The organism is Acinetobacter sp. SwsAc4 (genome assembly GCF_013391535.1).
Lineage (GTDB): Bacteria > Pseudomonadota > Gammaproteobacteria > Pseudomonadales > Moraxellaceae > Acinetobacter.
This window is the reverse complement of record NZ_JACAXC010000002.1, coordinates 131,954-143,968: the sequence shown is the minus strand read 5'-3', so window position 1 is coordinate 143,968 and position 12,015 is coordinate 131,954. Positions and strand designations below refer to the sequence as shown.

10 protein-coding genes are annotated in these 12,015 nt (G+C 41.4%); 5 read left to right on the top strand and 5 right to left on the bottom strand.

Going from position 1 to position 12,015, the window contains the following annotated elements; genetic code table 11:
- Positions 1–23 precede the first annotated feature (23 nt).
- On the bottom strand, positions 24–377 hold the full coding sequence (locus HYG88_RS02020; RefSeq protein ID WP_004678971.1) for a DUF1304 domain-containing protein: 354 nt from the start codon (positions 375–377) through the stop codon (positions 24–26).
- Between the two features lie 55 nt (positions 378–432).
- Positions 433–1,005 carry a DUF2939 domain-containing protein gene (locus tag HYG88_RS02015; RefSeq protein WP_178882476.1) on the bottom strand — a complete coding sequence of 191 codons (573 nt, stop codon included), beginning with the start codon at positions 1,003–1,005 and terminating at the stop codon, positions 433–435.
- Between the two features lie 210 nt (positions 1,006–1,215).
- Between HYG88_RS02015 and uvrA the strand changes: the two genes are divergently transcribed.
- Together uvrA and omp33-36 are read left to right on the top strand one after the other, a co-directional pair.
- Entirely contained in the window at positions 1,216–4,047 is a 2,832-nt protein-coding gene (gene uvrA / locus HYG88_RS02010; RefSeq protein WP_178882475.1) for an excinuclease ABC subunit UvrA, read from the top strand.
- Between the two features lie 711 nt (positions 4,048–4,758).
- Positions 4,759–5,628 (top strand): porin Omp33-36, encoded by an 870-nt coding sequence (omp33-36, locus tag HYG88_RS02005; protein ID WP_178882474.1) that lies wholly within the window; start codon positions 4,759–4,761, stop codon positions 5,626–5,628.
- A 116-nt stretch (positions 5,629–5,744) separates the two neighbouring features.
- On the opposite strand, the gene HYG88_RS02000 is transcribed toward omp33-36, so the two are convergent.
- Positions 5,745–6,395: a response regulator transcription factor gene (locus HYG88_RS02000; RefSeq protein WP_005156795.1), complete on the bottom strand. Its 651-nt coding sequence runs from the start codon at positions 6,393–6,395 to the stop codon at positions 5,745–5,747.
- Between the two features lie 351 nt (positions 6,396–6,746).
- Here HYG88_RS02000 and msuE point away from each other — a divergent pair, with 351 nt between their 5' ends.
- Together msuE and sfnG are read left to right on the top strand one after the other, a co-directional pair.
- Positions 6,747–7,487 carry an FMN reductase gene (msuE, locus tag HYG88_RS01995; RefSeq protein WP_178882473.1) on the top strand — a complete coding sequence of 247 codons (741 nt, stop codon included), beginning with the start codon at positions 6,747–6,749 and terminating at the stop codon, positions 7,485–7,487.
- Positions 7,488–7,514: 27 nt separating this feature from the next.
- Positions 7,515–8,621 carry a dimethylsulfone monooxygenase SfnG gene (gene sfnG, locus HYG88_RS01990; RefSeq protein WP_178882472.1) on the top strand — a complete coding sequence of 369 codons (1,107 nt, stop codon included), beginning with the start codon at positions 7,515–7,517 and terminating at the stop codon, positions 8,619–8,621.
- Positions 8,622–8,700: 79 nt separating this feature from the next.
- Here sfnG and HYG88_RS01985 read toward each other — a convergent pair whose 3' ends face one another.
- Positions 8,701–9,114: a winged helix-turn-helix transcriptional regulator gene (locus HYG88_RS01985; protein WP_178882471.1), complete on the bottom strand. Its 414-nt coding sequence runs from the start codon at positions 9,112–9,114 to the stop codon at positions 8,701–8,703.
- 105 nt (positions 9,115–9,219) lie between these two features.
- Between HYG88_RS01985 and HYG88_RS01980 the strand changes: the two genes are divergently transcribed.
- A complete protein-coding gene (locus tag HYG88_RS01980) occupies positions 9,220–9,762 on the top strand; it encodes a cysteine hydrolase family protein (protein WP_178882535.1) in 543 nt (180 codons plus the stop codon).
- A gap of 55 nt (positions 9,763–9,817) precedes the next feature.
- Here HYG88_RS01980 and acs read toward each other — a convergent pair whose 3' ends face one another.
- Positions 9,818–11,761 carry an acetate--CoA ligase gene (gene acs, locus HYG88_RS01975; protein ID WP_178882470.1) on the bottom strand — a complete coding sequence of 648 codons (1,944 nt, stop codon included), beginning with the start codon at positions 11,759–11,761 and terminating at the stop codon, positions 9,818–9,820.
- Positions 11,762–12,015: the final 254 nt, after the last annotated feature.

Genomic DNA, 12,015 nt, shown 5'->3' with positions numbered 1-12,015 from the left:
AATACTTTTATTGTTGAGCCTTATCAAAAAAGATTGACAACAATTAAGGTAATCAATGCAGGTACAGCCTGAATATAAATAATCTTTTTACTGGCGGTCAGCCCGCCATAAATGCCTGCAACCAACACACAGCCTAAAAAGAAGTTGGCGATTGCAACTGCACAAGCTGTGGGTGCCAGTAATGACCAGAACAAGCCTGCTGCTAGAAAGCCATTATACAGGCCCTGATTTTGTGCCAGAACCTTGGTCAGTTGAGCTTTCTCTAATGTATTGCCGAAAGCCTTTAAACCGTAGGGTTTATCCCATAAAAACATTTCCAGCACTAAAATATAAACATGCAATATAGCAATCAACGCAATTAAAATTGTTCCCAACATTTTATTTTTTTCCTTGTTTTGCACCTTACACAATTGATTTTAATGTAGCACTGATCTATTTCAATTGCTCGATTGGCAATACGATTTGTGTGACTTTCCAGCTCAAGCCTTGTCTTTGCAAAATGACATTAATTGGAGGCTGCTTTTGTGGGTGACGGATTTCCACCGTAAAGCGATTGAATGACTGATATTTACCATGATAAGACAGCTTTTCCTTTGCCTGCTCTCCTGCCTGTGTTTGCTGTTGTTCGGACTGTTCAGGCTGGGCTTGAAATGGCAAACTTTCTTTTAGCTTTTTTCCCTGTAAAAGCATGGCAATTCCTTGCGGACTGACCATCACATCCACCATTTTATCCACCATCGAAGACGCCAGTAAGGTACCGAAAGCGGCAAAGCCACCCTCCGATGCCTGTGCATGTTCTGGAAATTTCTTTACGAGTTCGGTATTCAACTGATCCTTGATTCCCTGTCGAACACTGGGAAAATCAACATAGGCTGCCAGTGCTGCACTGTCTTCATTCTTCAATGCCTGACGGATTTGGTAAATCACCAGATAGGGAGATGCATACACATAAACGAAGACCAGCAGAACTATCGCAACAATCGAAACTTGCAGTTTTTTTGACATGATGCCCTCAATTTTTGGAATTTATTTTTGAATAAATGGTCTGTAAATCTCAGCGATAAACCTTTGGCCACATTAGAATTTCATGTTAAAAACATATTTGAAATCATTAATCCGACACAATCTGACGTTTAAAATCGTTTTGTTACAGCTTGAACAGTTTTAAATCGCTATTATATACACGTTTTATTCGCACAATTTCGAGATGTATTTATGAGTCAAAGTCATATCCGTATTCGAGGCGCACGTACCCATAACTTAAAGAATGTGTCACTCGATATACCACGTGACAAATTTGTGGTGATTACGGGACTTTCTGGCTCAGGTAAATCATCACTGGCGTTCGATACCCTGTATGCCGAAGGTCAGCGCCGCTATGTTGAGTCGCTTTCAGCCTACGCACGCCAGTTCCTTTCGCAAATGGAAAAACCTGAGGTCGATTCAATTGAGGGCTTGTCTCCTGCGATTGCCATTGAGCAAAAGTCGACCAGCCATAATCCACGTTCAACCGTGGGAACCATTACCGAAATTTATGACTACCTACGTTTGCTGTATGCGCGTGTCGGTACGCCATACTGCCCTGAACATGACCTGCCAATGGTGGCGCAGACCATTTCCGAAATGGTTGATGCAGTGAAGGCACTGCCCGAAGGCACCGCACTGATGCTGCTTGCGCCTGTGGTGCGCGAGCGTAAGGGTGAATACACCCAATTATTTGAACAATTACAAGGTCAAGGTTTTGTCCGTGCGCGTGTCGATGGTGAAATCATTGATATTGATACCCCACCTGAATTAGATAAAAAGAAAAAGCATAGCATTGAAGTGGTTGTTGATCGCTTTAAAGTGCGTGATGATTTAGGCAACCGTATTGCAGAATCGTTTGAAACTGCATTACGTCTAGGCGGTGATATTGCGTTGTTGTCGTGGATGAATGGCGAACATCCTGAACGTGTGTTCTCTGCAAAACATTCATGTCCTGAATGTGACCGTGCCGTAGCTGAACTTGAACCACGATTATTCTCATTTAATAATCCATTTGGTGCTTGCTCTGTCTGTGACGGTCTAGGAACACGCAGCCATTTCAGCGCAGAAAAACTGATTCCAAATCCAGAAGTTTCGATCAGCCAAGGGGCGATTCGTGGTTGGGACAGACAACGTCCGTATTACTACACCATGCTGCAAAAAGTAGCGGATCATTTCAGTATTGATCTCGATCAGCCTTGGAATAGTTTAGATAAAGACACCCAAAAGAAATTTTTACAAGGCACAGGCAAAGAGAAAATCGACCTCAGTTATATCGATGAACGTGGTCGTAAACACAGTCGTGTGCAAGCCTTTGAAGGAATTCTGCCACATTTAGAACGCCGTTATCGTGAAACTGAATCGAATTATGTGCGTGATGATCTCGCACAATATTTATCCAATGCAGCTTGTGATGCCTGTGATGGTTCACGTCTCAATGAAATTTCACGCCATGTTCGTGTTAAAGATAAGACCATCGCACAAATCACCAAGATGTCGATTGGTGACGCTGAAAACTACTATCAAGACCTCAATCTTGAAGGTGCCAAAGGTGAAATCGCCGATAAAATCTTTAAAGAGATTCGTGAACGTTTACATTTCCTCGTCAGTGTCGGTTTAAATTATCTCAGTCTTGCACGTTCAGCCGAAACATTATCAGGTGGTGAAGCACAACGTATTCGCCTCGCATCGCAAATTGGTGCAGGCCTAATGGGTGTGATGTATGTACTGGATGAGCCATCTATTGGTCTGCATCAACGTGACAATGATCGCCTATTACAAACCTTAATTCGCTTACGTGATTTGGGTAATACGGTGCTTGTGGTTGAGCATGATGAAGACGCGATTCGTGCTGCGGATCATATTATTGATATTGGTCCTGGTGCAGGTATTCATGGTGGTGCAATTATTGCCGAAGGCACTTATGATGAGTTGGCAAGCCATGCTGACTCCCTTACAGGTCAATATCTCTCAGGCAAATTGAAGATTGAAGTACCGAAACAGCGTACCCAATCACCTCGTCCAAATGCAGTGATCAAGCTGTCTGGTGCGAGTGGACATAACCTGCAAAATGTCGATCTGACCATTCCTCTCGGCATTATGACCTGTGTCACAGGCGTGTCAGGTTCAGGAAAATCAACGCTGATTAACCGTACCTTATTACCTTTAGCTGCGACCCAGCTCAATGGTGCAACCACACTGACCGCAGAAAAGTTTGATTCGATTGATGGTTTACAGCACTTAGATAAAGTGGTTGATATTGACCAAAGTCCGATTGGTCGTACCCCACGTTCGAATCCTGCCACATATACAGGCTTATTTACCCCAATTCGTGAGTTATTTGCACAAACGCCTGAAGCCAAAGCACGTGGTTACAGCGCAGGTCGTTTCTCGTTTAACGTGAAAGGCGGACGTTGTGAAGCCTGTGAAGGCGACGGCATGATCAAGGTCGCAATGCACTTCCTACCTGATATGTATGTGCCTTGTGATGCCTGCCATGGCAAGCGTTATAACCGTGAAACTTTAGAGGTTGGTTATAAAGGCAAGAACATTTCAGACGTGTTAGAAATGACCGTAGAAGATGCTGCTGAATTCTTTAGTGCCATTCCTGTGATTCACCGCCGTTTAGATACCTTAATGCAAGTAGGTCTAGGCTATATTCGTTTAGGTCAAGCAGCAACCACGCTTTCAGGTGGTGAAGCGCAACGGGTTAAATTAGCGCGTGAGTTAGCAAAACGTGATACAGGTAAAACCTTATATATCTTGGATGAGCCGACAACAGGTCTACATTTCCATGATATTGCTAAGTTACTCGACATTTTGTATGAGCTACGCAATAAGGGTAATACCATTGTGGTGATTGAGCATAATTTGGATGTGATCAAAACCGCAGACTGGGTAATTGACCTTGGTCCTGAAGGTGGTTCTGGTGGTGGTCAAATCATTGCCGAAGGTACACCTGAGCAAGTCGCTGAAGTTGAGATTTCTCACACAGGGCGTTTCTTGAAGCCAATGTTGAAATAAATTTAATCGGTTCTCAAGTACTGGCGTAAATTTAGGTTGATTTCGTTTCTCTAGCTTGAATTTACGCCAACTCAAAGGTCATATCTTAAAAAATGGATAAAGAACGGGCAAAAAAAAGCTCAACCTTGGGGAAAGTCGAGCTAGTAAAACACAATATATTGAGAAAATGTTACGAGAGAATAAAATGCAAATTAAATACCTCTCTGCAACCATTATGTGAATTATATCTCAAAAAGTAAAGTCGATTAAATAGATCAGGTTTAAATTTACAATCGTTTTTCCAAATTAAATTAGCTCTTAAAATTGAACTTCCCAAATTTTTTAATTGTCATGCTTCATTTACAAATTAAATTAATCACATAACACAATTTTAATGAGATTAAAATCACATTTTTATTGGTAATTTATTACAGTTTTACGACATATTAAAACGAAAAAAACGATAAACTCAATCGAATTAAACAATTAAGATACATCGTTTCAAAACAAGATTACTGGCTTAAATAAACATAAGAAAATATCTTATCTATATATTAATATTATATTTTTTCTAAAGTTGACAACCGAAACTCTAGCAGAGCAACTTTTAACCACCATTATTATCTTACATGATCATTTGTCGGAACATGTCATTTATTACATTGACATCATATTTTGTTACAATAGAATGAAATCCAACTTTACTCCTTACTGTAAAAGCTGGAAATTATTATGAAAAAACTCGGTTTAGCCACTGCTTTATTATTAGCCATGACCGGTGCTCAAGCTTACCAATTCGAAATCCAAGGTCAGTCTGAAGCTCTAGATTCTAACGATGAAAACAGAGATTTTAATAATTACACTGTTGGCGGACAAGCAACTTACTACTTCAAAAATGTAGATGCATCTAAAGGTCCTTTAGCAGAAGCAGCTTTTGTTAACCAAGCATCAAATGTAGCTCTTGGATATAACTTTGCTAATCTTGATGATACTAAATCTCAAAACGTAGGTGTTAAAGCTGAAGCTTATGTACCAACTCCATATACACCGGCGTATGCAAGCTTAAGCTATAGCGCGACTGACAATGACGGTAAATATGGCGAGAATGATGACCGTGGTCAGCGTTGGGCTGTTGAATTTGGTTCGGTAATCGCTCCAAACTTCCTCGTAGCGGTAGGTTATACGAACGTTGTTGAACAAACATCTTTGGATACTTTCAAAATCTTAAATAAAGGTTTTGGTAAAGCAGTTGGTGAAACAGCGACTATCGCTGACAAGCAAGATGCAATCACTGCTCGTACTAAATACGTTGGTGCTATCGATGGCACGCCTATGTCAATCGGTTTCGAAACAGGTATCGTTTACGGTGAAGACACTGCATACGAGTTAAAAACTGATTTGTACCTAAACTCTAAACTTAGCACAGGTGTTTCATACGCTAAATCAAGTTTTGCAGATACACCTGATTCAGCTTGGGGTGTTAATGTAAACTACTTTATTACCCCAGCAGTTGCTGTAGGTGCAAGCTATTTAAATGCTAATGCTGTAGGTACTGATGAAGATATGCAAACTATTGGCTTAAACGCTAAAGTACGCTTCTAATGCAGTCATAGATGTTCTAATTCAGCATCTATGCATAAAAAAACCCAGTTCATGAACTGGGTTTTTTTATTGTCTTTAAACATTTGAATAAACAAATGAGTTATTCAACTTGTTAATTACATCTTTTTATCTTCGATATTTAATGCACTAATTGCTAAAACAGCTTGCGTACGGTTTTGTACGCCTAATTTGCGGAAAATAGCCGTGACATGCGCTTTGATCGTGGCTTCTGATACGTCTAACTCATAAGCAATTTGTTTATTGAGCAGACCTTCTGCCACCATCATCAATACACGGAACTGTTGTGGTGTAAGCGATTGCAGACGTTCTGCCAACGCGGTTTCATCCGCAGCTCTTGGATCGAAACCATGATGCATGGCTAAATTCGGCGGTAGCCAAATTTCACCCTCTAATACATGTTTAATTGCTTCGCCAATATGACTTGGGTGTGATGATTTCGGGATATACCCCATTGCACCATGTGCAATTGCACGTTGGATAATCGAGACTTCTTCGTGTGCTGATACAACAATGATTGGAATCGCTGGGTATTGTGCTCGTACGTATACCAAGGCAGAAAAACCAGATGCGCCGGGTAAATTCAGATCAAGTAATACGAGATCAGGTTCTGCACCATGCTCTAAGCGCTCATAGAATTCATCGACATCCGCAGTTTCCTGAATCTGTGCTTGAGGAAGACTATATCGAACCGCTTGAATTAAAGCATGTCTAAATAAAGGGTGGTCGTCTACAATTAAAATATTCATAAGCGCTGAGCTGTCTGCGAGTACGTCACTGTACGGTGTTTATTCAAATTTAATCTATCTTAGCCTATTTTTTAAATGAACTGTTGGTTAGACATCAAAAGTTGTTTATTTCGTCATAAATGCAAAACAATACAAATATTGATATAACTCACACAACATAGACTAATCAATAACTACTATACAGAAATAACCAATAGAAACAGAGTATTAAATTCATTTAATTTTTTCTACTGAATCCTCTATAGGTATATATACAAAACAGATAAGCTTGCAGCATTTCCTTATTTTACAACTTGGCATGCGGTGTAGATAAATAAATAGCAATTCGAAATGATCTTTTAGGCCGCTATTATGTCCAATCACAATACTCTCTCTACTCCCCTTAATATTGTTGCAGTATCTGGTGGTTTAAACAGCCCATCAAAAACAGAAAGTTTAGTTCAGGCGATTCTGGATGAGCTTTCGGAAGCGATTAATATTAAAGTACATTTCGTCAAGCTGAGTGAAATTGGGCCTTTACTAGGCGGAGCATTTTATCGCAATCAACTGCCACAACGGGTACAAGATGATTTGGCTGCCGTTGAAGCAGCAGATGCATTGATTGTTGGAACACCTGTTTATCGTGCTTCGTTTACGGGCTTATTTAAGCATTTCTTCGACTTTGTTGAGCAAACCGCTTTGGTTGATGTACCCGTTTTACTGGCAGCCTCAGGTGGCAGTGATCGCCATGCTTTGGTTCTCGAACATCAATTACGCCCACTATTTAGCTTCTTCCAAGCACAAACTTTACCGATTGGCGTCTATGCTACCGATCGTGATTTCACGCCTGAATATACGGTTAAAAGCGAGCAATTGTCTGATCGCGTCACCTTAGCTGTGGCACGTGCTTTACCGATTTTGGAATGGGCTCCTGCCAAAGGTCAGCGTGCTGCTGCCATCAAAGCCAAAACTGAGCAAGCGAATCAGAATCTCGGCATCAATAAACAAATCGAACAAGCAGAAGTATTGCCATCTGCGGCAGTACCGAATCTGGATGCAGCTGAATCTCGCTTACACCCAAAGTCAGCCAAGAAGTTGACCCACGTCGCATAAACCATATCTTTTATGGAGGATACAACGATGACAATAACAACATCAGCAATTAAATTTGCCTACTGGGTTCCCAATGTGAGTGGCGGTCTCGTTGTAAGCAATATTGAACAACGTACAAACTGGAGCTACGACTACAATGTGCGCCTCGCACAAGCAGCGGAACGAAGCGGCTTTGAATATGCACTTACACAAATCCGTTTTACCGCTGGCTATGGCGCAGAAAACCAACATGAATCCGTGAGTTTCAGCCATGCTTTATTGGCAAAAACCGAAAAACTCAAAGTAATTGCAGCGATCCTGCCAGGCCCTTGGAAACCTGTACTCGCCGCTAAACAACTAGCGACCATTGACTACCTCACCCAAGGGCGTATTCCGATTAATGTGGTCAGCGGCTGGTTCCGTGGCGAATTTGATGCGATTGGCGAACCTTGGCCTGAGCATGATGAACGTTATATTCGTTCGGAGGAATTTATTCGTACCCTCAAAGGTATCTGGACAGCTGACAATTACAGCTTTGATGGCAAATATTACCAATTCCAAAATTACACGCTTAAACCGAAACCTTTGCAAAAACCTTATATCGAAGTGTTTCAAGGTGGCAGTTCCCGTGCAGCACGTGATATGGCCGCGCGTGTATCAGACTGGTATTTTACCAACGGCAATAGCGTTGAAGAAATCAAGAAGCAAGTTGATGATGTCCGCAGCAAAGCAAAGTTAGCCAACAGACAAGTCAAGATTGGGGTTAATGCCTTTATCATTGCCCGTGATACTAAGGAAGAAGCCAAAGCCGTAATGAATGAAATCATTGCTCAAGCTAACGTCGAAGCAGTGAATGCCTTCGGTGATGCGACTCGTGAAGCAGGTGCAGCAGCGCCTGAGCGTGAGGGCAATTGGGCAAAATCGACCTTTGATGATCTGGTGCAATATAACGATGGCTTTAAAACCAATCTAATCGGGACGCCGCAGCAAATTGCGGAACGGATTGTGGTCTTAAAGAATGTTGGCGTTGATCTGGTGCTTTCAGGCTTTCTGCATTTCATTGAAGAAGTAGAATATTTTGGAGCAAAAGTTCTACCGTTAGTCCGTCAACTTGAGCAACAACAGGAACAGCGTCTCGCAGCAAAATCAGCTTAGTTTTCAGTGCTGAATAAGAAGAAAAACAAAAGAAATGGCAAATTTTTCACCCAAGGCTCGGCTTGGGGCTTTTTTTATTTTAACGGGTCTCAATTTCCCGCATGACCGTTTCAACCGAATAACGGCACCACTGCGACAGTTGCTCAATAAATTCATTTAATTGTGATGGATTAAAATGGCTAACAATCATATAGCAGGCGTTGCCGAGAATTTTAAAACATTCATCCACCTGCTTATATTGTTTGACCAAACGCTCAACCTCAATAAAAGCTTGCTGATCATTCATAAACAGTTGGATGAATTGTTTATGTTCATATTTTATCGCGATGGTGTAATTTTTGATAAAGCCTGCATCCATTAACTGTGCAATACGAGCGCCAACGGCCTGCCCAGTACGGTGCACTCGCTGTCCTATTTCTTTATGGCTTAAACGCGAATCTTGTTTTAGCAATTCAATAATTTTCAGATCAATCGGATCAAGTTCAATATTCATTTTTCATTACGAAAGAAAACCAGCAACAATGCTTTCATCTGAATATAGCGGATTTTTCACACTTCCCCTACTCTTGTTTTATCTTACCGTTGGAAGAAAAAAATGATGAAACAAGCCTTACTGATTATTGATGTCCAAAACGATTATTTTAAAAATGGCAAAATGGAATTGGTCAATCCAGAGCTTGCTCTAGCGCAAACCAATCTATTGGAAGACCATTTTATTCAAAATAATTTACCGATTATTTATATTCAACATATTAACCCTGCCTCTGCCAGTTTCTTTCAGGAAAATACCGTGGGTGTTGAATTACATCCTCAACTTAAAGTCACAGATCAATCAGTGATTGTCGAAAAGCATTTTCCCAATAGCTTTTTGGAAACCAATCTTCAAACCATCCTTGAACAACATCAAGTTGAACAGTTAGTGATCACAGGTATGATGACCCATGTCTGTATTGACTCAGGGACACGTGCAGCCAAAGAACTTGGCTACCAACCGATTGTGATCGCAGATGCCACTGCAACCCGTGATCTTGAACATGATGCTAAGATCGTCAAAGCAGCCGATGTACAAACGGCATTTTTATCTGCACTCGGTTTCTTTGGCACAGTACAAAACACGGCTGATTTTTTAGCACAGAATTAAATCATGCAGAAAAAAAGAGCGTTCCATCGAACGCTCTTTTTAAATTTGAATAGGTTTATCGGTTTGGATAAACCGTGGCAATCAGATGTTCAACCACAGCCGGCTCAGCCAATGTTGAGGTATCGCCTAAGCTATCCAATTCATTTGCCGCAATCTTTCTTAGGATACGGCGCATGATTTTACCTGAACGAGTTTTCGGCAAAGCAGGCGCCCAATGCAGTGCATCAGGGGTAGCCACTGGCCCAAGCACTTTACGCACCCAGCTCACCAACTCCTTGCGTAGCTCCTCAGATTCCGCCACATCGGCTTGCAAGGTGACAAAAGTACAAATCCCTTGACCTTTAATGTCATGTGGCATACCAACAACTGCCGCTTCAGCCACTGCTTCATGTGCAACCAATGCACTTTCAATCTCGGCTGTCCCTAAACGATGACCTGAAATGTTCAGTACATCATCAACACGCCCAGTGATCCAGTAATAGCCATCGGCATCACGGCGTGCACCATCACCAGTAAAATAATAGCCTTTAAAAGTTGAGAAATAAGCTTCAATAAAGCGCTCTGGATCGCCCCAAATGGTTCTCATTTGGCCCGGCCATGAGTCTTTAATGACCAAATTACCTTCTGTTGCTCCGTCCAATTCATTTCCTTCGCCATCGACTAACGCAGGTTGTACTCCAAAGAATGGACGTGTTGCTGAACCCGGTTTGAGTGCAGTTGCACCCGGCAATGGTGAAATTAAAATGCCACCTGTTTCTGTTTGCCACCATGTGTCGACAATTGGACAACGGCCTTCACCTACGACCTCGTGATACCAATTCCATGCTTCAGGGTTAATTGGTTCACCGACTGAACCCAGCAAACGTAAACTACTCCGATCACTTTCACGCACGTAGGCATCGCCTTCACGCATCATGGCGCGAATTGCAGTTGGTGCAGTATATAAAATCGTGATGTTATGTTTATCAATCACATGACCAATACGTGCCCAAGTTGGATATTGTGGAATTCCCTCGAACATGACCGTAGTAGTGGCATTACTCAACGGACCATAAAGTAAATAACTATGTCCCGTAATCCAGCCTACATCTGCAGTACACCAATACACATCATCTTCTTTGAGATCAAAGACTTCTCTAAAAGTAGTGTTGACATAAACCAGATAACCACCTGTGGTATGTAACACGCCTTTCGGTTTTCCTGTTGAGCCCGAGGTGTACAGAATGAAGAGCGGATCTTCTGCTTTCATCGGTTCTGGTGGACAGTGTTCATTTACTTCCATAATCGCAAGGTGATACCAAACGTCACGCTCAGCATTGAACTGAATCGGATTCCCTGTACGATGCACCACAATCACATTTTCGACACTACTGGTGCCATCAATTTCTAAGGCTGCATCTACATTTTCTTTCAGTGGAATAAGCTTACCGCCGCGCATGCCCGCATCCGCAGTAATCACTAATTTTGCTTGACTATCTTCGATACGGCTAGCCAATGAGTCTGGTGAGAACCCACCAAACACCACACAATGCACAGCACCAATTCGTGCACAGGCCAACATGGCAATCGCTGCCTCAGGCACCATTGGCAAATATAGCACCACACGATCACCCTTGCGAATGCCTTGTTTTTTTAGCACATTGGCAAAACGACAGACTTCATCGTGTAGTTCAGAAAATGAGATGATTTTATGACGTGAAGGATGATCACCTTCCCAGATAATCGCAGGCTTTAAAGGATTATCTTTAAGATGACGATCTAAACAGTTGGCTGAAACATTCAGTTCACCATCGGCGAACCACTCAATTTTGAAATTATCTGCGTTAAAACTTGTATTTTTAACCTGTGTGAATGGTTTGATCCAATCAATATTTTTTGCTTCCTGTGCCCAAAATACTTCGGGTTGCTCAATTGAATCCTGATAACGTTTGAAATAGTCTGCTTCCGAGATTCTTGCCATTTCTTTGAATTTATCAGGCACTGGGTAGATTTCTTTCATAGCTCACTTCCTTTGTTTTTTATTTCATACCTTAGATATACACATCTATTTTTCGGGTATATTTTGTTTTCTCTTGCAGTATGGTCATCATTTACAATAGCAAACAATGCGGCTTTGGTCGTAAGAATGTTATGCTTTAGCAACCAAATTTTTTTCAAAAATTTACTCAAAATAATTTAAATTTGAACTGCTTGTCTATGCTTTTTACTTTTAAAATAAGTGATTATTTTGATCATTGCTAAGACCTTAAAAGA